The sequence below is a fragment of the Opitutus terrae PB90-1 genome (genome assembly GCF_000019965.1).
In the GTDB taxonomy this organism is placed as follows: Bacteria; Verrucomicrobiota; Verrucomicrobiia; order Opitutales; family Opitutaceae; genus Opitutus; species Opitutus terrae.
In genome coordinates this window covers 4,855,315-4,874,644 of sequence record NC_010571.1, presented here as the reverse complement: position 1 = coordinate 4,874,644, position 19,330 = coordinate 4,855,315, and the positions used below count along the sequence as shown (strand labels likewise).

At 66.1% G+C, this 19,330-nt stretch carries 19 protein-coding genes and 1 tRNA gene; 16 read left to right on the top strand and 4 right to left on the bottom strand.

What is annotated here, in order from left to right:
- Positions 1 to 2: 2 nt before the first annotated feature.
- The 8 genes from OTER_RS18935 to OTER_RS18900 all read left to right on the top strand — a co-directional run bounded on the left by OTER_RS18935 (position 3) and on the right by OTER_RS18900 (position 9,468).
- Positions 3 to 1,454 (top strand): UTP--glucose-1-phosphate uridylyltransferase, encoded by a 1,452-nt coding sequence (locus OTER_RS18935; protein WP_012376551.1) that lies wholly within the window; start codon positions 3 to 5, stop codon positions 1,452 to 1,454.
- Between the two features lie 203 nt (positions 1,455 to 1,657).
- Positions 1,658 to 3,613, top strand: coding sequence for a phospho-sugar mutase (locus OTER_RS18930; protein WP_012376550.1), 1,956 nt, complete (start codon positions 1,658 to 1,660; stop codon positions 3,611 to 3,613).
- A 248-nt stretch (positions 3,614 to 3,861) separates the two neighbouring features.
- Positions 3,862 to 4,464: a TOL_0243 family YfiR-like periplasmic protein gene (locus OTER_RS18925; RefSeq protein ID WP_012376549.1), complete on the top strand. Its 603-nt coding sequence runs from the start codon at positions 3,862 to 3,864 to the stop codon at positions 4,462 to 4,464.
- Positions 4,464 to 5,903, top strand: coding sequence for a sensor histidine kinase, YfiR-like protein-associated (locus OTER_RS24465; protein WP_012376548.1), 1,440 nt, complete (start codon positions 4,464 to 4,466; stop codon positions 5,901 to 5,903). The genes OTER_RS18925 and OTER_RS24465 overlap by 1 nt, the downstream gene beginning before the upstream one ends.
- A gap of 160 nt (positions 5,904 to 6,063) precedes the next feature.
- Entirely contained in the window at positions 6,064 to 6,495 is a 432-nt protein-coding gene (secG, locus tag OTER_RS24460) for a preprotein translocase subunit SecG (RefSeq protein ID WP_012376547.1), read from the top strand.
- A 56-nt stretch (positions 6,496 to 6,551) separates the two neighbouring features.
- Positions 6,552 to 7,403 carry an outer membrane lipoprotein-sorting protein gene (locus OTER_RS18910; RefSeq protein WP_052300434.1) on the top strand — a complete coding sequence of 284 codons (852 nt, stop codon included), beginning with the start codon at positions 6,552 to 6,554 and terminating at the stop codon, positions 7,401 to 7,403.
- A gap of 416 nt (positions 7,404 to 7,819) precedes the next feature.
- A complete protein-coding gene (locus tag OTER_RS18905; RefSeq protein ID WP_012376545.1) occupies positions 7,820 to 8,137 on the top strand; it encodes a CopG family transcriptional regulator in 318 nt (105 codons plus the stop codon).
- A 137-nt stretch (positions 8,138 to 8,274) separates the two neighbouring features.
- On the top strand, positions 8,275 to 9,468 hold the full coding sequence (locus tag OTER_RS18900; protein ID WP_012376544.1) for a pyridoxal phosphate-dependent aminotransferase: 1,194 nt from the start codon (positions 8,275 to 8,277) through the stop codon (positions 9,466 to 9,468).
- A 121-nt stretch (positions 9,469 to 9,589) separates the two neighbouring features.
- Here the strand turns inward: OTER_RS18900 and OTER_RS18895 are convergent, their stop codons facing one another.
- Both OTER_RS18895 and OTER_RS26295 read right to left on the bottom strand, forming a co-directional pair.
- The gene (locus tag OTER_RS18895) at positions 9,590 to 10,426 is read right to left on the bottom strand and encodes a tRNA-uridine aminocarboxypropyltransferase (protein ID WP_237702389.1); all 837 of its coding nucleotides are present in this window, start codon (positions 10,424 to 10,426) and stop codon (positions 9,590 to 9,592) included.
- 82 nt (positions 10,427 to 10,508) lie between these two features.
- Positions 10,509 to 11,354 carry a cupin domain-containing protein gene (locus OTER_RS26295; RefSeq protein WP_012376542.1) on the bottom strand — a complete coding sequence of 282 codons (846 nt, stop codon included), beginning with the start codon at positions 11,352 to 11,354 and terminating at the stop codon, positions 10,509 to 10,511.
- Between the two features lie 499 nt (positions 11,355 to 11,853).
- Between OTER_RS26295 and OTER_RS26290 the strand changes: the two genes are divergently transcribed.
- The 6 genes from OTER_RS26290 to OTER_RS18860 are packed head-to-tail and all read left to right on the top strand — an operon-like array spanning position 11,854 to position 16,488.
- Positions 11,854 to 12,387, top strand: a complete 534-nt coding sequence (locus tag OTER_RS26290; RefSeq protein WP_158305484.1) for a type II secretion system protein GspG — start codon at positions 11,854 to 11,856, stop codon at positions 12,385 to 12,387.
- The gene (locus OTER_RS26720; RefSeq protein ID WP_012376540.1) at positions 12,384 to 13,043 is read left to right on the top strand and encodes a type II secretion system protein; all 660 of its coding nucleotides are present in this window, start codon (positions 12,384 to 12,386) and stop codon (positions 13,041 to 13,043) included. Before OTER_RS26290 ends, OTER_RS26720 begins: the two co-directional genes overlap by 4 nt.
- Entirely contained in the window at positions 13,040 to 13,750 is a 711-nt protein-coding gene (locus OTER_RS18875) for a prepilin-type N-terminal cleavage/methylation domain-containing protein (protein WP_012376539.1), read from the top strand. Before OTER_RS26720 ends, OTER_RS18875 begins: the two co-directional genes overlap by 4 nt.
- Before the next feature lie 10 nt (positions 13,751 to 13,760).
- Entirely contained in the window at positions 13,761 to 14,258 is a 498-nt protein-coding gene (locus tag OTER_RS18870) for a hypothetical protein (protein WP_044891888.1), read from the top strand.
- The gene (locus tag OTER_RS18865) at positions 14,255 to 15,223 is read left to right on the top strand and encodes a PulJ/GspJ family protein (RefSeq protein WP_012376537.1); all 969 of its coding nucleotides are present in this window, start codon (positions 14,255 to 14,257) and stop codon (positions 15,221 to 15,223) included. Before OTER_RS18870 ends, OTER_RS18865 begins: the two co-directional genes overlap by 4 nt.
- Complete coding sequence (locus OTER_RS18860; protein ID WP_012376536.1) at positions 15,220 to 16,488, top strand: hypothetical protein; 1,269 nt, start codon at positions 15,220 to 15,222, stop codon at positions 16,486 to 16,488. The genes OTER_RS18865 and OTER_RS18860 overlap by 4 nt, the downstream gene beginning before the upstream one ends.
- A gap of 142 nt (positions 16,489 to 16,630) precedes the next feature.
- Here the strand turns inward: OTER_RS18860 and OTER_RS18855 are convergent, their stop codons facing one another.
- Together OTER_RS18855 and OTER_RS24450 are read right to left on the bottom strand one after the other, a co-directional pair.
- On the bottom strand, positions 16,631 to 17,152 hold the full coding sequence (locus tag OTER_RS18855; protein WP_158305483.1) for a PDZ domain-containing protein: 522 nt from the start codon (positions 17,150 to 17,152) through the stop codon (positions 16,631 to 16,633).
- A 41-nt stretch (positions 17,153 to 17,193) separates the two neighbouring features.
- Positions 17,194 to 18,678: an alpha/beta hydrolase family protein gene (locus tag OTER_RS24450; RefSeq protein WP_012376534.1), complete on the bottom strand. Its 1,485-nt coding sequence runs from the start codon at positions 18,676 to 18,678 to the stop codon at positions 17,194 to 17,196.
- 237 nt (positions 18,679 to 18,915) lie between these two features.
- Here OTER_RS24450 and OTER_RS18845 point away from each other — a divergent pair.
- Both OTER_RS18845 and OTER_RS27080 read left to right on the top strand, forming a co-directional pair.
- Positions 18,916 to 18,990 (top strand) — tRNA-Met (locus OTER_RS18845).
- A 4-nt stretch (positions 18,991 to 18,994) separates the two neighbouring features.
- Positions 18,995 to 19,324: a GIY-YIG nuclease family protein gene (locus OTER_RS27080; RefSeq protein WP_158305482.1), complete on the top strand. Its 330-nt coding sequence runs from the start codon at positions 18,995 to 18,997 to the stop codon at positions 19,322 to 19,324.
- The last annotated feature ends 6 nt before the right edge of the window (positions 19,325 to 19,330 follow it).

The following is a 19,330-nucleotide window of genomic DNA, read 5'->3' as shown; positions in this document are numbered from 1 at the left end:
GCATGGCTCAGCATCCTCTCATCGCAAAATTCCAACAGGCCGGACAAGGCCAGGTGTTCGCTTTCTTCGACCGATTGTCGGCCGACGAGCAAGCCCGGCTGCTGAGCGAGGCGGCGGAGATCGATCTGGAGGAAATCGCGCGGCTCACGCGCACGCTGCTCGCCAAAGGCGCGGCGGCGGGCGTGGATCTCACCGGGCTCGAGCCGGCGCGCTACGAGGCGCTGCCGAAAAACGGCGGCGATGCGGCGGCGTGGGCGAAAGCGAAGGCGGCCGGCGAGGAGGCGTTGCGCGCGGGCCGCGTAGCGGCGTTCACCGTCGCGGGCGGGCAAGGCACGCGGCTCGGCTACAACGGGCCGAAGGGCACGTTTCCGGTCACGCCGCTGAAGCAGAAGCCGCTGTTCCAGGTTTTTGCCGAAAAGATCCGCGCCGCCGGCACGCGCTACGGCCGGCCGCTGCACTGGTTCATCATGACCAGTCACCAGAATCACGAGGCGACGGAATCGTTTTTCACGGAGCACGCGTTCTTCGGGCTCGACCACGGTCGCGTGCATTTCTTCCGGCAGGGTCGGATGCCGGCGGTGACGTTTGACGGCAAGATCATGCTCGAGTCGCCGGGCAGGCTCGCGATGTCGCCCGACGGCCATGGCGGCTCGCTCCGCGCGTTGGAGCGCAGCGGCTCGCTCGATTTGATGGAGCGCGAGGGCATCGACACGCTGAGCTATTTTCAGGTCGATAATCCGCTGGTGCGCTGCATCGACCCGGCGTTCATCGGCTGGCACCGGCTGCGCCGATCGGAGATGTCGAGCAAGATGGTGCCGAAGGCGTTTCCCGAGGAGAAAGTCGGACATTTTTGCGAGCAGAACGGCCGCCTCGTGGTGATCGAGTATTCGGATATGCCGCTCGCGATGCAGCGCGAGAAGGATGCGGCGGGCCACCTCCGCTACATCGCCGGCAGCATCGCGATCCACGTGCTCGATCGCGAATTCGTGCGCCGGATGGCGGGCCACCTGCACGCGACCGCCGGGGCCGCGGCGGCGAGCACGGACACGCTGCCGTTTCATCGCGCGGACAAGAAGATTCCGACCGTGACGGCGAACGGCCAGCCGGTGAAGCCGGAGAAGCCGAATGGCGTGAAGTTCGAGATGTTCGTGTTCGATGCGCTGCCGTTCGCGAAGAACCCGGTGGTGATCGAGACCGCGCGGGAGAACGATTTCTCGCCCGTGAAGAACGCCGAGGGGGTGGATTCGCCGGAGACGTGCCGGAAGGACCAGCTGCGGCAGTTCGCGCGCTGGTTGATTGCCAACGGGGCCGCGGTCGAGGTGGACGCCACCGGGCTGCCGCCGACCACGATGGAGGTTTCGCCGCTGTTCGGCTACGACGAGGACTCGTTCGCGGAGGCGTGGAAGAAATTGTCGCCCAAGCCGGCAGTGCGTGAAGGACTCTATCTCGAATAGTCGGACTCCCGTGAACGGAACTTGTTTTCCCTACCGGTCGACCACGGATTCCCATGGATCGACGCGGATGTTCTCGGCTTGGACCGCGGGGTCTTCTGTGTCTCGTTTAGGATCCGTGATCGTTCGTGTAATCCGCGGTCAAAGACTCCGAGGGCTGCCAAGCTCTCAATTTCGCATCGTTCCAATTTAGCTTCACTGCTCTCATGACAACGCTCGATCGTCTGCAAAACGCCCGGCGCGATGGCCAGCTGCTGCCGGCCGCCGTCGACAACATCGCCTCGTTCCTCGCCGCGCCGCTGCCGGGCTGGGCGCACGCGAGCATCGAGGAACTCGTCGCCCAAGGCGCGTGGGGCGAGCTGAACGACCGGTTTTATCGCTTCCTGGAGTTTGGCACCGGCGGCATGCGTGGGCGGACGATCGGCGTAGTGTCGACCAAGGCGGAACTCGGTCGCACGCAGCCAGGCGGCACCGGTTCACCGGAGCACGCGGCGATCGGCACGAACGTGCTGAACGATTTCACGCTGATCCGTGCGACGATCGGGCTGTTCCGGTACACGAGCTCGTATCTGAAATCGCGCGGCGTGACCGCCAAGCCGCGGCTCGTGATCGCGCATGACGTGCGGCATTTCTCGCGGCATTTCTGCGAACTCGCGGCGTCGACCTGGACGCGGCTCGGCGGCGAGGCATTCATCTTCGACGGGCCGCGTTCGACGCCGCAGCTGAGCTTCAGCGTGCGGTGGTTGAAGGCGCACGCTGGCGTGGTGATCACCGCCAGCCACAATCCGCCGCACGACAACGGATTCAAAGCGTACTTCGACGACGGCGCGCAAGTCGTGCCGCCGCACGATGCGGGGATCGTCCGCGAGGTGAACGCCGTGCCGCTGAAGCAGCTGGCCGACTACGTCGACAAGCAGCTCACCGGCGTGACCACGCTCGGCCGGGATGCGGACGACCGCTATCTCGCGGTGGCCAGCACGGCGGCGGTGGATCCCGGCGTGTTCCGGCGGAGCAGGTTGTCGATCGTGTTCACCAACATTCATGGCACGGGCGCGGTGCAGACGCTGCCGCTCTTGCTGCACGCCGGCTGCGCGGTGGAAACCGTGCCGGAGCAACTCGAGTTCGACGCGCGGTTCCCGACGGTGAAGTCGCCGAATCCGGAAAACCCGGCGGCGCTCGCGATGGCGATGGCGCTGGCGGAAAAGAACGGCGCCGACGTGGTGCTCGCGACCGATCCCGACGCGGATCGGATGGGCTGCGCGGTGCGCAATCGTGAGGGGAAGCTCGAGCTGCTGACGGGCAACCAGATCGGCGCGTTGCTGACGGCCTACCGGCTGGAAAAGTTTAAGCAGATCGGTTGGGTGCCGCCGGCCGGCTCGAAAAACGTGTGCATCGTGAACACCTTCGTGACCTCGCAGCTGCAGGACGCGATCGGCCACAGCCACGGCGTGAAGGTGATCAAGACGCTGACCGGCTTCAAGTGGATCGCCGCCAAGATGCGCCGGTACGAGGAACAGCTGACGCAGGCGATGGGCGCGAATTTCGACTACGACGAAACCCCTTTCGAGAAACGCGTGAAACTGCTGCAGCAGCACAGCACGTTCTACGCATTCGGCTGCGAGGAGAGCTATGGTTACCTGCCCAACGACTACGTCCGCGACAAGGATGGCAACGCGGCGTGCCTGATGTTTGCCGAAGTCTGCGCGGCGGCGAAGGGCCGCGGGATCACCGTGCCGGAGTATCTGGACGAGCTGTACCTCAAGCACGGCTTCTATCTCGAAGGCACGATCAACCTCTACTACGAGGGCGCGAGCGGGAATGCGAAGATCCGGCGGATTCTCGAAACGTATCGATCAAACCCGCCGACGAAGTTCGGCGACGTGACGGTGACGAAATTCGAGGACTTCGGCCGGCAGGAGATACGGGACGCCGACGGCGAGGTGATCCCGAAGCAGGACCTCTATTTCGTGACGCTGAGCAACGGCTGCTCGTTCGCGGCGCGCGGCAGCGGCACGGAGCCGAAGATGAAGTTCTATCTCTTCGCGCGCGAGCAGGTGGCGAATGCCGGCGAACTCGCCGCGGTGAAAGCGCGGGTGAAGGCGACGCTCGCCACGCTGAGCCAGGTGATCGAAGCCGACGCGAAGGCGCGTGCCGAGAGCTGAGGGCGTCGCGCAGGCGCGTGCCGGTCGTCGGGGCGAAGCGCTACGGCGCCGGGTTCGCCGGCAAGTCCGCGTCCGGCGCGCGGTAAATGCCCGATGGCGCCGCCGGAATCGCGGAGCGTTGCGCCGGGGATCAATTCGAGGCGCGGAGTGTCAGGCTATCCGGTAGCGGTTTACCGGGGATTTACCGGGAAAACGCGTTTGGATGTGGCGGCGAATCCGTCAAAACGGCAGCAGTGAGGCACAACTTTATGGCGTCCATCAGCGCACTTCCGCGCCCCGGCTTGCCCCTGCTGTGCGGGTTGATTTTCCGCATCCTCGCGTCGTTGTGCGGCAGCGTGTTGCTCGGCCGCGGGCAGGTTGCCGCCGCCGTCGAGGCGCCGCCGGAATTCCAGGTCAAGGCGGTGTTTCTGTCGAACTTCGCGCGGTTCGTGGAGTGGCCGCGGGACGTCGCCGCGCAGGCTGATGAGGTGGTGATTGGTGTGCTGGGGGCCGACCCGTTCGGGCTCTACCTCGACGAGGTGTTGCGGGGCCAGAAGGTGAATGGCCACGCGTTGGTGGTGAAACGGTACGGCAGCGTCGCGGAGATTGATCGTTGCCATGTCCTGTTCATGAGTGGATCGGAAGGTGAGCGCGCGGAGCCGATCCTGCAGGCCCTGCGCACCCGGCCGATCCTGACGGTGTGCGACACGAACGCGTTTGCCCGGCACGGCGCGATGATCCACCTTGTGATGGATCAGCAACGCGTGCGGCTGCGGATCAACCTCGATGCCGCGCGGCAGGCGGGGCTGGTGATCAGTTCCAAGCTGTTGCGGACCGCGGAAATCGTCACCGACTCGGAGGGCATGCGCTGATGCGGCGAAGCGTTTCCATTCGCTACAAGCTCACGCGGATGAACCTGCTGGCGACCGCCGCGGTGCTGCTGTTCACCTGCGCTTCGTTCTTCGCCTACGAGTGGCTGACCTACCGGCGCACGGCGGCGCGCACGCTCAACACGCTGGGCGAAGTGGTCGCGATCAACAGCACCGCGGCACTGGCCTTCGACAACCCGGAAGCGGCGGCCGAAATTCTCGGGGCCTTGCGCGCCGAGCCGGATGTGGCGGCCGCCGTCATCTACACCTCCACCGGCAGCGTGTTCGCGCGTTATCCGGCCAAGCTGTCCGCCGAAGACATCCCGCCGGCGGTCGCGGAACCGGTGACGACGTTCACCTTTTCGTCGCTCACCATCTTCCAACCGGTGACGCAGAACGGCGCGCAACTCGGCACGCTGTACCTGCGCTCGGATCTCGGCACGATGATGTCGCGCTTCCAGCTTTATGCGGCGCTCGTGCTGCTGGTCGCGGGGTGCTCGCTGCTGGTGTCGTTCCTCTTGTCCCGTTCGCTCCAGGATCAGATTACGCGACCGATCCTTCATCTGGCCGAAAGCGCGCGGATCGTCACCGGGCGCCGGGACTATTCCGTACGGGCGGTCAAACAAAGCGACGACGAGATCGGGGTTCTGACCGACGCATTCAACGACATGCTGAGCGAAATCCAGGCGCTGACCCAGAAGCTGGAGCAGCGCGTCGCGGCGCGAACGGCGCAGCTCGAGCACGCGAACAAGGAGCTGGAGTCGTTTTCCTATTCCGTCTCGCACGACCTGCGCGCGCCGCTGCGGCACATCGACGGCTTCGCGAGCATGCTCACCGCGCATGCGGCGGAAAGCCTCGACGAGCAGAGCCGGCGCTACCTCACGGTGATCACGGACGCGGCGAAGCGGATGGGGCGGCTGATCGACGATTTGTTGAGCTTTTCGCGCAACGGGCGCGCGGAGCTGCGATTCGGCGTCGTGAAGCTCGACGAGCTCGTGCGCGAAGTCCGGGCAGGATTGCAGACGGAAACGGTCGGCCGGAACATCGAATGGCGGGTGGCGCGGCTGCCGGACGTGATGGGAGACGTGGCGATGCTGCGGCAGGTGTTCGCGAATCTGCTCGGCAACGCGGTGAAGTACACCCGGCGCCGCCCGGAGGCGGTGATCGAAGTGGGGACCCAGCCGGGCGCGTCCGGCGAAGTCGTCGTGTTCGTGCGGGACAACGGTGCGGGATTCAATCCGAAGTACACCGAGCGGCTGTTTGGCGTGTTCCAGCGACTGCACTCCGAGAGCGAATTCGAGGGCACGGGGGTCGGGCTGGCGAACGTGCAGCGGATCATTGTCCGGCATGGCGGCCGGGTGTGGGCCGAGGGGCTGGTGGACGCAGGAGCGACGTTCTATGTCGCGCTGCCTTTCGGGGAGGACCCCATCGCCTCGATTTAGCCGGAGCGACAGGCTCCGCTCACTCTGCGACGAGCAAGACGAGCGGGCCACCTGGGATGGGCATTCCGCCCATGTCGGGCTCTGAAACGGGCCTCCTGGGTGGTGTTGCACCGGATCGTTGACAAACCGCGGGCGGACCGGATGCTTTGGCCCCTTTCTGATGAACATCCTCCTCGCGATCCTGACGTTTGTCCTGATCCTCATCTCGCTTTTCCTGATCCTCGTGGTGTTGGCGCAGAAGGCCAAGAACGACGGCGGCATGGGCGCGGCGATGGGTGGGGGCATGGCCGAAGCGGCGTTTGGCGCCGACACGAGCAACGTGCTCAGCAAGGCGACCATCAATGCTGCGATCGCGTTCTTCGTGCTCGCGTTCGTGCTCTACCTCGGCCGGCTGTATCAGCGCACGCAAGCGACAGCTGCGGCGGGCGATGCGCTGCCGACCATCACGGCTCCGGCGACTCCCGCACCTGCGCCCGCATTACCGGGTGCCACCGCTCCGGCCTCAGTCAACCCGCAGCAGCAGCCGACGGCCGCTCCGGCCACGGCGCCGCAGACCACCCCGCCGCCGGCGGATTCGGGCAAGCAGCCCTGAGGTTCATGCGATTTTCTGGCAGAGCCGCGCCCGCCAGGCTTTGGCGGGCGTTTCTCTTGGCAACGCTGGCGGGGGGACTGATCACGCCGGCCCTGTGGGCGCAGGCGAGCCGGACGACGAGCCGCCCGCCGCTGATTTCGATCGGCAAGCCCGATCCCGACGACGCGCGCAAGGCGCTGGAGCAACTCCGTCGGCAGGGGATCGCGGGCAACTACTATCTCGAACTCCAGGTGCGGATCATGCCGCGGCGTGGCGCCGAGCGGTTCGTGCTCGGCCGTCTGTGGGGCGGTCGCAACGAGATCGGACCGTTGACCCGTGTCAGCCTGACGCCGGAGGACGGGGCGGGTGGGGAGCAGCGGTTGCTGATTCAGAACGGCCGCGAGTCGGGCGTGTGGCGCTGGCAGCCGGGCCGCGGGCCGGAACAACTCGGCATCGAAACGCTGCTCGATCCGCTCATCCCGGACACGGAGCTCACGGCGTTCGATCTGCAGATGCCCTTTGTTTATTGGGAGCAGTTCACCTACGAGGGGCTGCGCCGTTTTCGCGGCCGGCCGGCGCACGTGATCGAGCTCCAGCCGCCGCCCGAATTCGCGGCGCGGCATCCCGACATCGGCGGGGTGCGGGTACACTTGGATTCGCAGTTCAATGCGCTGGTGCAAACCGAGCTCCTCGATCGTCGCGGCGCGGTGTTGAAGACGCTTTCCCTGGTGGATCTGAAGAAGGTCGACGACCAGTGGATTCCCAAAACGCTCGACATTCGCGACGAGCGGACGCGCAACAAGACGCGCGTGAGCGTCACGGCCGCCGCGCTCGGTTTGGAGTTTGCAGGGCCGCTCTTCGAGCCGGCGCAGCTGGCCGAGGCAGTCCGGCCACCGCCCGAGGACCGGTTGACTCGGATCGAGGACTAGAGGCTACCCGAGATCCCAGTTTTTCGACGAGGTTCGGCGGGTAGGCGAACCGTCCCGGTGAGTCGCGGCCCTCGACCCTGTTCGGGACCCTGACCTCGTCGAAGAGTTCGTCGAAACGGCCCGTCGTGAGCCTGTCGAACGGCTCGGGGAGGACGCCTCGGCCTACCGCCGCATCGTATCCGCTTGCGCCTGATGACGCGGAACCCGGCTGATACGGCCCGCTGGTACCGCGCCGACATGGCCGGAACGGTGCTTCCGGCCACATCGGGGCAGAGCTGATACATCATCCGGGCGCCCGACGAGCGCGCGAATCGGTGACCCCGGTTGCCAAATCCGAAAAAATATCGTTGCTCCGCCACGCATGTGTGTGCGTTTTGGTGACCCTACCCGAATTTCAACGCTCAAGCTTTCGACCCATGGCAACACGTAACAAGAAAAGTTCCGCTCCCCTCACGTTTGATCTGCCGCTCGAACTGATCGCCAAGATCAAATCCATCCGCAATGGCCATGGTCTCGCATCGGCCAGCGAAGTTGTCCGCCTGGCGATGGACAAATTCGATTTCGAAAGATGCCAGCCCGTCACGGTGCCGCACCGCCAGATCTCGGTGCGAATCACGGCCGACCAGCGTGCGATGCTCAAGCGGTACGCGAAGAAGAAGGGCACGAGCGTGGGCGAGCTCCTGCGGCTCGCGCTCGAGGATCTCCCGGTCAAGCCGGGCAAGGGCAGGAAGTAATCCGACGCTCTTTTTGCCGGGCACGGCGGCGCCGCCGCTGTGCTGCCGGCCGCAGTCTGCGACTGCCGTGGGCCCGACCTGTGTCGGGCCTTGCTTTTGCCCGGTGGCTGCCGTTTTAGTGCTCGTCCTCTCCTCCCATGTCGACCTCGCCACTCCCCCTGTCCATCTGGGCCAAAAACGTCTCGCCATCGCCGACCCTTGCGATCGACGCGAAAGCGAAAGCGCTGCTCGCGGCCGGTGAAGATGTCTGTGGTTTCGCCGCCGGTGAACCCGACTTCGACACCCCCGAGCACATCAAGGAGGCCGCCATCGCGGCGCTGAAAGCGGGAAAGACGAAATACGCGCCGACGCCCGGCATCCCGGAGCTGCGCAAGGCAATCGCGGAGCGTTACGCCGTCGAATACGGTTTCACGGTCACGCCGGAGCAGGTGGTCGTCTCGCCGGGTGGAAAATTCAACTGTCACCTCGGCGTCGTCGCAGTCTGTTCGCCGGGCGACGAAGTCATCGTCCCGGCGCCTTACTGGGTCAGCTATCCGGAAATGGTGAAGCTCGCGGGCGCGGTGCCGAAGTTCGTGCTCGCCGACGACAAAACCGGGTTCCGGCTGACGCCGCAGATGCTCGAGGCGGCGATCACGCCGAAGACGAAGATGGTGATCATCAATTCGCCGTCGAATCCGACCGGCGCGGTGTACAGTCGCGCGGAGTTGGAGGCGATTGTCGCCGTCGCGGTGAAGCACAACCTCTACATTCTCTCGGACGAGATGTATGAGCATCTGATTTACGACGGCATGAAGCCGACGTGCGTGGCCACGCTGAGCGAAGAGGCGAAGGCGCGGACGATCACCGTCGCCGGATTCTCCAAGACCTACGCGATGACCGGCTGGCGGATCGGCACGACCGTGGCGCCGCTGCCGATCGCGAAGGCGATCGGCGAGCTGCAAAGCCAGATGACCTCGAACGTCACCACGTTCGGGCAATACGGCGCACTCGCGGCCTTGAAGGAGAAGGAAAAAACGGCTGCCGCGGTGAAGACGATGCTCGCCGCCTTCGATCGCCGGCGGAAGTTCCTGCACAGCGAGCTCAACAAGATTTCGGGCGTCACCTGCCTGCTGGCCGAGGGGGCGTTCTATCTGTTCCCGAACATCGCGAGCTTCGGGCTGAAGGATCAGGATTTCTGCGCGCGGTTGCTGGAGCAGGAAAAGGTCGCCGCGGTGCCGGGCAGTGCGTTCGGCGCCGAGGGTTACCTGCGGCTCAGCTACGCGACGAGCGACGAAATTATCCGCAAGGGGGTCGAGCGGCTGGCGCGGTTCTGCGCGACGCTGAAGAAGTAATGCCGAGGTAGGGCGGCGAGTCCCCTCGCTGCCGCGCAGACCAGAGGTGCTCGCGGCGCGGAGCGTTCTGCTGGCCAGCAGAACGCGCCCTACCTGGTTTCCGCAACTTCTTTCCGGAATTTCAGTACGTCACATCCGGCGCGCGCAGATAACGGCTGCGGCGCGCGCCGCTGCGGCCATGCGGCGCGGTGCGCTGACCGGGTTCACTGTAGGGCCGACGACGATAACCCGCCCGCGTGGGATCGAGCGCGCAGCGAATCTGAAACGTCTGCATGCGCTCGAACAGCCCGAGCAGTTGCGCGGGCAGCGGATAGTCGTCGAGCCCGCAGCGCGCCAGCGCGAGCAGGGTTTCGTGCACCGCTTCGAGCGTGGACAGGCAGCCGTCCTGAGGCTGCTGCTTAATCACGTAGCGGCTGACGTGCGTCGGGGTGAACATCACGCGCGGCAGCCGCTGCAGACTCGGGCTCAAGCGGAGCATCTTGCGCGCGCCGCTCCACGTGGCATCCAGCAGCAGGATCACAAGCCGGCGTCCGCCCAGGTCCGCGGCGGCAAGCCCGCCGGTGGAGAGATTGTGCGCCTGTTCCCCGGGATAAAGCAGCACCGGATAGTTCTCCGGGTCGTCCAGGAGCGCCTGGACCGGCGCGCAGGTGTCGAAACCGATGCCGACGTGCACCTCGCTGTGGGCGAGGCAAAGATGCGTGAGCCGGCCCGTGCCCGCCTTCTCGTATTTGTATTCCTTCGGATGCATCAGGAACACGAACCGCGTGCGCGTTGCCATCGGCGTGATCGAGCCGCACCAGCAAAGGGATTTGGGCCAGAAGCAGCGGTAGCAGGTTTCGCGAGGCATCAGGCCGGTGATGACGGCATCCGATCGGCCGTGCAATCCTGTGTAGGGCCGGCGCTCGCCGCCGGTGAGCCTGTCGAAGCCGCCGTCGGCGGGGGATGCGTTTCGGCGCATCACGTGTTTCCCGGCTGCCGGCGAGCGGCAGCCCTACAGATCGCGTTCCGCAGCTGTCGAGCGGCCGAGGTGTCTCGACGCTCTATAGCGAGGCTGCTTTCGGCGTCGCTTCCGTGTCGACGCGAATCACGTAATAGGTCACCGGCGCGTCACCGGCATTTTTCAACCCGTGCTCGTCGTTGGAGGCGAAAAAGCAAACCGAGCCAGTGCTGGCTCGTTCGGTTCGGCCGTTGATTGTCACGTCGAGGGCGCCCTCCTTGACCATGATCACCTCTTCGACGGGGTGGTGGTGCGCGGGATGCGGCGCTTCGTGCGCGTTGAGCGTCGTCACGTGGCAGCGGATCCGTTCGTAAGTCGGCGTCGGGCCATCGAGCACCTCGCGACGAAAGCCGACCTTCGTTTTTTCGACGGGAAGTTTGTCCCAGGAAAAAACCTGCGAGCGGATCATCGCTGGCGCGGCCGACGTAGCGGCGGGATAGGGCGGATTCGATCGCGTCTTCGGCGTCAGGAAATTGAACACGTGATAGCGCGCGGGGACGGCGCCGACGCTGCGAACGTTGTGGGCGTCCCAGGACGAAAAATAGAACAGCGATCCCGGGCCAATGCGGGAGGTCGCGCCGTTGATGTAAACCTCGAGTTCACCCTCGGTGAGGATGATCAGCTCCTCCTGCGGATGCACGTGCGGCGGATGCGAGGTCAGTCCGGATTTGAGCATGCTGATGTGGCACTCGAGCTCAGTCATCGTCGGCGTGGGATTCGCGGCGACGTCGCGGCGCTCGCCGACCTCGGTGGGCTTCACGACCAGTTCCTCCCACTTGAACACTTTGGATCCGAGCATGGGCTTGTCGGCGGCGGGCTTCTCTGCGGCAAGTGTGGCGCACGCGATTAACGGGAGCAGGGCAAGGGCGGGGAGCGAGGGGAACGTCATCGAAGGTTCGGGTTGGGGACAGCGCCGCTCGACGGAATGGCGCGCGGAAAGTTGCTCGGCATGACGCACGCCGCAAGCGCGGCTCTCGTGTTGAGGCATCCTGTCCGTCGAGTCGCTGGCGCGGAATCCGGGGGCGGACGGGACCACGCCGGGCCGGCTGCGATTTCCCTCGATGTTCGCTGGTCGTCTTGGCCCGCCCGGCGGTCGGGTCCCGCCTTCCAAATCCTGTTCGATGGTCGTGAAAACGGGGAGGCGCTGGTTTCGCGAGCGGGAACGGCACGACGGGAAAGCCAGGCGTGACTCGCCCGGCCAGGGGGGACGACCTCGCCAGGCTGCGGCCATTTTCTGGCAAAATGGATTTGAAAGTGCACGACTGCCGCCGTTTTCTTGCGAAATGCCGGAGTCCAGCTCGGCTGCCAGTAGCGGATGTGTTCGAACCACCTTGGGTCCGTGCGGTGGGCGACTGCGGCCGGATCACGTGTGCGAGCATGGCTATCCCGTGAAGCGGACGAATGGCCCTGGCGGTTTTACGCTGATCGAGTTGCTCGCGGTGCTGACAATCATCGCGCTTTTGGCGGCGATCGTGCTCGGCGCCGGGCGTCGCGTGAGCGAGTCCGGCCGCATGGCCGAGGCGCACGCGGAGCTCGCGGCGATCGCGTCGGGGTTGGAATCCTACTACAGCCAGTATGGCGACTATCCGCGGACCGACGATGCGGGAGAGTTGCTGGAGGCGTTGCTCGGGTTGCGGGCGCCGTCGGGCGCGGCGATCTCGGGGCGGGCGTTCATCGACCGAGCCTGGTTTCGGACGGCGAACACGACGGGAGCGGACGGGACGGTGCGGCCACAGCTGCTCGACCCGTGGGAACAAGGCTACGTTTACGTCTATCGCGCGCCGGCCACGGTTCGGGCCCATTCGGACTACGTGCTCTATTCGCGTGGACCGGATCAGGCGCACGAGCTCTCGCTGAACGCGGACGGGTTTCCCAACACCACGGCGCCGGCGAACGCCGACAACCTTTACGCGAGCCGATGACCGTTGCTGTCCCTGTCTGCGGTTGGGCGCCGTCGCGATCGCGCGCGACGGCGGAGGGATTTACGTTGCTTGAACTGCTGGCGGTCGTGGCGATCATCGGCGTGCTCGCCGCGATCCTGATTCCGACGGTGAACGCGGCGCGCGTTTCGGCGCACAAGGCGAGGACCCGCGTGCAGTTCAACCAGTGGAGCACCGCGATCGAGCTGTTTCGCAGCGAGTACGGACACTATCCGGTGTTCGCCGGGGCGAACCTCGTCAACGCCGGCGCGGACGGCGCGGAGCATGTGTTTCACGATACGCTCGCGGGTCGCCGGCGCGACGGCACGCCGCTGACGAGCGGCAGTACCGCGCTGGCGCAGAACCCGAAACGCATCGCCTTCCACGGTTTTCCCGAAGCGGAATTCGCCGCGCCCGACGCGCACGCGCCGCAGTTGCTGTGCGATCCCCTCGGCAACACCGAGATCGCGGTGCTGGTGGACCGGAATCTCGACGGCGTGATCGACGCGACGGATTTCGGCACGCTGCCGTTGGTGCGCGGGCTGCGGCCGGACGAGTCGGTTTTTCCGGCAGCGGGCGTGCGCGCCGGCGTGGTGTTCTACGCGACCCTGCCGGGTGCGACCGCCGAGCGACCGGAGTTCGTGTTGAGCTGGAAATGAGCACGGCCGGGCAGCGCAGCGGCGAAGGACCCACGGCACGAGCGCAGTCGCCCGGGTTCACGCTGATCGAGCTGATCATCGTCGCGGCGCTCATTGCGGCGCTCGCCGCCGTGCTGTTCACCGCGTTGGCCGGCGGAGCGAAGGCCGCGGCGCTGCGCTCGGCGGAGGCCACGCTGACGAATCTGCTCGTCGCAACGCGAACCCGTGCGATGGCCACGGGCCGGCACGCACGGTTGCTGATCCACGCGGATGCGGGGAGTCCGCAGGCACGTGAGCGTTACCTGCGATACCTCGTGGTGCAGAGCGAGGACGCGGCGGGCTGGCAGACGCTCGCCACCGCCTCGCTGCCTCCGGGCGCCTACGTGATGCCGCGCCAACCGGCCAACGTGAACGGATTGTTGCAGTCGGGCGTGGTGTGGACGCGGCCGTCGGACGGCGACAGTCTGCGATCGTCGGCGCTGCGCGGCAGCGAATTCGCCGGAGCCGAGCTGGACGCGGCGATCAACGGCGGCACGATCGAGCACTGGGCCGCGATCGTTTTTTCTCCGCTGGGCACGACAAACTACACGGGCGATCTCGTGATCGCGCGCGGCAACGTGCAACTGGGAGTTCCGCCGGTGCAGCTGATCACGCCGGATCAAGCCTGCGGCGTGACGCTGAGCGTCTACGGCCTGGTCACGCGCGTGCCCGATCGCGCGAGCTTTTGAGGGCAACATCGTGGTCTCGTCACGCGCGTTCTCGTTGGTGGAAGTGGTGATCGCGGTCGGCGTGGTGGCGGTGGCGATCGTGGCGATCCTCGGGCTGCTGCCCTCGTTGAACCGCCAGGCTGCGGAATCGGCGGATCAGCTCACGGCGCAGCACCTCGCCGATGGACTCGCGGTGGAGTTGCAGATCATCGTGGACCGCGACGGGCTGGGAGCGCTCGCCACGAGCGCACCGGTGATGCGTGCGCCGCTCGAGGGTGGACTGGCGTTCGTGGCGCCGCGGAGTGGAGTGCCGTTGCGGCCGAGCGCGGGCGCGGCCAGCACAGAGGAAGATTACTTCCTCGTGGAAGTCTGGCGGTTCAACTCCGGCCCGCTGGCGCACACGCCGGGCTCCGCCGTGCTGCCGCTCTATGCGCGTGTGTCGTGGCCACACCGATTGAAGGGCGTCGCCGTCCCGGTGGCAAGCAGCGACCGAACTCAGGTTGGTTTCGCGCTGGCGGTGAATCCATGAGCGCAGCTCCACGATCCTCGCGAGGGTTCACCCTGATCGAGCTGCTGCTGGCGGTGGTGATCACCGCCGGGCTGGCGGCCGCGGTGCTGGCGGTGACCACGAGCACGCTGCGACTCTGGCAGCGGACGCAGGATCGGTTTTCCACGCAGACGCAGGCCACGCTCGCGCTGAATCTCTTGGAGCGCGACCTGCAGGCGGCACTGTTTCGCGGCGACGGCCGCACGTGGCTCGCCGTGGACGTGATCAACTCGCCCGATGCGCTGCTGAACCACGGCTGGCAGCTGGGCGGACTGATGAAACCAGCCGGCGGTCCGCTTGAATCGGGAGCAGGCGATACGATTGGCGGAGCGCGATTCGGGCTGTCTGGCGCATGGCTGCGGTTCATGACCACGAACCTCGACGCCGACGCGGGTGCGCTTCCGGCGGCGGTGTCGTATCAAGTCGTGCGCCGGCCGGTAAGCGGATCAGTGGGCGCGGGGAATCCGGCGGCGGTGCGCTACGCGCTGGCCCGCTCCGCGGTGTCAGCCGAGAAAACGTGGAGCAGTGGATTCAACCTGGAGGCGCCGGCGTATGTCAGCACTTCGGCGGGATTTCCCCCGATGCAGACGCCGGCTTCAGTGATGAACCCGAGTTCGGCCGACGCGCTCGCTTCGAACGTGGTGGACTTCGGCGTCTGGCTTTATGGGCGCGAGTCGTCAGGCAAATTGAGAAGGATCTTTCCGGCGACGCCGACTGACACCTCGCATCACGCGCGTCAGCAAAACGAGTTTCCAGTGGCGGCCGACGTGATGCTGCGGGTGCTGACCGACGAAGGTGCACAGTTGCTGGCCGCGATCGAATCCCGCCGCGGCGCGGTGTCGCGGCCGAGCGAAATACCGGACGACGCGGCGTGGTGGTGGAGCGTGGTCGAGATGCACTCGCATGTTTATGTGCGGCGGATCCGGATTGTGATGGAGGTCCCGTGAACCACGATCGGCAGGCCGATGCGCGGCGCGGGTTTGCACTCATCCTGGTGGTGACGTTGCTGGCGCTGCTGGTGCTCGCGATCTATGCGCTCAGCGTGCTCGTTCGCGTACAAACCCAGGTGACGACCGCGACGGGAGACCGGCAACAGGCGCGGCAGCACGCGTTGATCGCGTTGCGAATGGGGCTCGGTGAGCTGCAGCGTCTGGCCGGACCGGATGCGCGTGTCACCGCAATGGCGGGGGTGAGCGGCATTCCGGAAGGCGGTGCGCAGACCACACGGCATTGGTGTGGCGTGTGGAGTGGGGAGGGCGTTTTTCTCGGCTGGCTGGCGTCAGGCGCGCAATCGTCCTCGGCCGCAGTGTTGCCGGGACTCGCGACCGTCGCGCTCGTGGGCGAAGGCAGTGTCGGCAAGAGCGTCACCGATTCGGAACACGTGATCGCGGGCGTGATCCCAATCACCGTGGCCGAGACGGCGGGCACGCCCGGCAATGCAGCGACGATCGGTGCGTATGCTTACCTCGTGCTGGACGAAGGCGTGAAGGTGAGCGTGCGCACGCCGGGCGAGGTGCTCGGGGCCGGCGGGCTGCGGCCGGTGCTCGCGGGCGAAATGACGAGCTCCGCCCAGGGCCGGCTGCGCACCGCGGTCGAAATCTATGATGCACGGCTGGTCGACGCGTCATGCTACGCGCAGCTGGCGCAGTTGCCTCTGCCCTCAAAGGCTCTCACGCCGTCGACGCTGCAGGACAATTTTCACCACGTGACGCTCACCGCGTTGGTCGTGCGCGACGGGGCGCTCAGCTCCGGCGTCGTGAATCTGAATACCAGTTCCGTACACGTCTGGCGGAGCATCCTGGCTACCTACAACGCGGTGCCGGGCGTCGAGCGATGGTCCGAGGCTGACATGATTACGGAGGGCAGAGCCATCGCTCGCGGACTGGCGAACTCCGCCTCGGGGAAAATCGCGCATGCACCTTTCACGAGCGCAGCGGCATTCGGCGCCAGCGAGTTGCTGGCGGATCATCTGCCTTCTCCGATCACACCGGAGGAATTCATGGCGGCGATCGCGCCGGCGCTGGCGGTGCGCTCGGACACGTTTCGGATTCGCGGCTACGGTGAAGCGCGCAACCCGCAGCGCGACGGCGAGGTCGAAGCGACAGCGTGGTGCGAGGCAGTAGTGCAGCGGCTGCCCCCAGTCGCTCCGGAAGGAAATGAGCGGAGGTTCGCGATCACGTATTTTCGCTGGCTCGGGCCGGAGGACGGGTGAGGGGAGGGCGTAAAGTTGAGAGATGAGAGTTGAGGGTTGAGGGATGAGGGCGCTAACGGTGGGCGGTGGGCGGTGGACGGTGAACATCGAACTTCGACCTCCGAACACCGAACTTCGAAACCGAAACTCAGCCGCGCGACGCTCAGAGCTGATCGTCCCAGTGCTCCCAGGGTAGCGGCGCGTAGGCCACGATGCCTTGGGTGAGCGTGACCTGTCGCGGCTTCGCGTTGGGGGACATCAGCAACTCTAGCGCGATCCGATCGCCGCGCCGACGGTTCAAAAAGAGTCGGGCGAACTCGGTGCCGGCGGTGAACGGCGCGCAGAGCGTGCGCACGTCGCGGCCGTTGGCCTTGAGAATCTCCGTGCCCGGGGCGATGCGCTTCGCCGCGGCCTCGGAGTCTACAGCGACCTGCTCCACGATGATCCGAACGACTTGTTTGGTTTGCGGATGCACGTAAATCCTCAGGCCAAGCCCGAAGCAAGTGATCGGCCGTGAACGCACGCGCAGCGGATCCAAGCGCACGATCGAGTCGGGTGGGATTGGCGGGATGGCGGGGGCGTGAGCTGCGCCGATCGCGTCCCACGCCGAGAGGAGACCAACGAGCAGAAGAATACGGGCCGGCGGCTTCATGCTCGAGACGATCAGGTCCATCGAAGCGGACACGGAGGTAGGCGAGGCATTCGGTGCTCGCAGGGCGATGCTCGTCACTCCGCCAACTCGCGCTCGAGCTGGGCGAGGCGGGGCGTGTCGTTGAATCCCTTGGCGACTGCGGTGCGCAGCAGCTCGCGCGCGCGGGGCTTGTCCTGCTCCAGCAGACAGGTGCGCGCCCATGCAAAATACGCTTCCGGCGCATCCGAGTGCAGGATCGTGATGGCTTCGAGGTAGGTGTCGGCGGTGGCGAAATCGTTTTCCGTTGCCGCCCAACGCGCCCGTTCGAGCAACGAGAGGCCGTGGCTGAGCACGCGGCGCGCGGCCACGTTGTCGCGTCGCTGGCGGTGGAGTTCGGCGGCAAGCCGGCGTATGCCGGCGAACCGATCGGTCGCCGCCGGACTGCGCAATTCAAGTGCCGGTGAGTGCCGGTTTGAGCCGAAATCCGACCCGGCTGACGAGCCTTCGCGATCACGTCCCATGGCAGGCTCGCCGAGAGTGGGAATCTGGCTGAACACTTCCGCGGCGACATCACGTGCGGGCGGATGCTGCGCGAAGTCCAGCGCGGCGTAGAGCTCGGTCAACCATTCGGATTCCTGCCGGCGGAGCTTTTTCTCCGCCGCGACGGCGCGGCGGACGGGCTTGGAATCCTTCAGCGTGGCCGCCGCTTGCGCGGCGGCGGCGGTGTCCGCGAGGCCGTCGAAATCGGCGACAATCTGCTGATAGGCCGCGAAGCTTTCGCCAGGATTTGCCTGTGCCGCGGCGGCGGCGCTCCGGACGCGGAGCCACTCAGCGATGAGCGGTTCGTCGCGGACGCGCAGTCCGGCGCGCATCGCCTGCAGGTCGAACCAGGCCAGCGCGTCATCGGCGATGCTCGCCGGCGGCCAGCCGTGTCCGCCGGCGAAGAGGGCGAGCCGGTGCGGGATCCGGCGCTCTGCGAGCTCGCGGGCGACGCCCCGCATCTCGGTGTAGTTGAAATCCTCGTCTCCGACGGCGCCGAACCAGCCGAACTGAACCGTGCGCGGCAGACCGTTGTTCGGAAATCCCGCGGCGCAACCCAGCACGGCGGTGAAACCGTGATCTTCGGCCGCGGCGCACGCGGCGCGCGCGCCGCCGGACATCCCGCAGCCGTAGCGCCGCCGCGGATCGATGCGGAAGCGCATTTCGACGTCGGCGATCATGTCGCGCGCGGCGGCGGCGGTGATCGGCCACGGACCGTTGCGCGAATTGTTCGAGCCGACGACGGCGTAGCCATGCCGCTCGGCCGCTTCCTGCAGCAGTTTGACGGGTCGGCTCCCCCGCCCGGCGGGATCGAAGCAGTAGATCACCGGCCAGGCGCGATCGGTGGCGTAGGTTGAAGGCAGATAAAGCGCATACGACTGCTCGTGATCATCAGCGCAAATCACGCGCTCGGTCAGGGTGTCTGGCCGCAACTCCGCTGAAGAGTCGGACCAAGCGGTCGGTCCCGCGCTGCCATTGCCGATCGACAGGGTGGGGACCGTCAGAAACCAGCAGACGAGACCGACGCGCAAAGTGTTCACTCGAAGAGCGGCCCGGCGATGGCCGGGTGATAGCGGAGGTAACACCGCAAAATCGTCGAATCCTTCGCGAATGTGCCACGACCAGGCGGAGGGTTTGCCGGATGAAATTTAGGTTGGATTTCCGAAACGGAATCTGCACGTTAGCCGCTCCCTAGCGCCAGGGTAGCTCAGTGGTAGAGCAGCCCCGACTCGGTCGGGGTTGGTCGCCGGTGAGTGAGCTTGGCACCAGTCAATAGCGCCAGGGTAGCTCAGTGGTAGAGCAGGGGACTCATAAGCCCTTGGTCGCCGGTTCAATCCCGGCCCCTGGCACCAGTTCGTGTTTAGTGTTTACATTCTTCGTGGTGGTTCGGGCCGGCACTACATCGGCATGACTGGCAATTTTGGGCGCCGGCTCGCTGAACATCGGCGGGGCCATACGCCCACAACAGCGCGGCTTGGCGGCGATTTGCAGGTGGCGGCCCGTTGTGAGTTCCCGGATCGCGCTACCGCCGCGATGATGGAGAGGCTGCTGAAGCGCTGGAAGAATCCCGAAAGCGGTCGAGCACCTCAACCGACGCGCTCGGTGCGGACAGTAGAGCAGCCCCGACGCGTCGGGGTTGGTCGCCGGTTCAATCCCGGCCCCTGGCACCAGTTTCAGCCGTCGTAGCACAGC

Coding starts and splice junctions, on each gene's coding strand:
- OTER_RS18935 (WP_012376551.1), top strand. CDS start 3: ATGGCTCAGCATCCTCTCATCGCAAAATTCCAACAGGCCGGACAAGGC.
- OTER_RS18930 (WP_012376550.1), top strand. CDS start 1,658: ATGACAACGCTCGATCGTCTGCAAAACGCCCGGCGCGATGGCCAGCTG.
- OTER_RS18925 (WP_012376549.1), top strand. CDS start 3,862: ATGGCGTCCATCAGCGCACTTCCGCGCCCCGGCTTGCCCCTGCTGTGC.
- OTER_RS24465 (WP_012376548.1), top strand. CDS start 4,464: ATGCGGCGAAGCGTTTCCATTCGCTACAAGCTCACGCGGATGAACCTG.
- secG (WP_012376547.1), top strand. CDS start 6,064: ATGAACATCCTCCTCGCGATCCTGACGTTTGTCCTGATCCTCATCTCG.
- OTER_RS18905 (WP_012376545.1), top strand. CDS start 7,820: ATGGCAACACGTAACAAGAAAAGTTCCGCTCCCCTCACGTTTGATCTG.
- OTER_RS18900 (WP_012376544.1), top strand. CDS start 8,275: ATGTCGACCTCGCCACTCCCCCTGTCCATCTGGGCCAAAAACGTCTCG.
- OTER_RS18895 (WP_237702389.1), bottom strand. CDS start 10,426: ATGCGCCGAAACGCATCCCCCGCCGACGGCGGCTTCGACAGGCTCACC.
- OTER_RS26295 (WP_012376542.1), bottom strand. CDS start 11,354: ATGACGTTCCCCTCGCTCCCCGCCCTTGCCCTGCTCCCGTTAATCGCG.
- OTER_RS26720 (WP_012376540.1), top strand. CDS start 12,384: ATGACCGTTGCTGTCCCTGTCTGCGGTTGGGCGCCGTCGCGATCGCGC.
- OTER_RS18875 (WP_012376539.1), top strand. CDS start 13,040: ATGAGCACGGCCGGGCAGCGCAGCGGCGAAGGACCCACGGCACGAGCG.
- OTER_RS18865 (WP_012376537.1), top strand. CDS start 14,255: ATGAGCGCAGCTCCACGATCCTCGCGAGGGTTCACCCTGATCGAGCTG.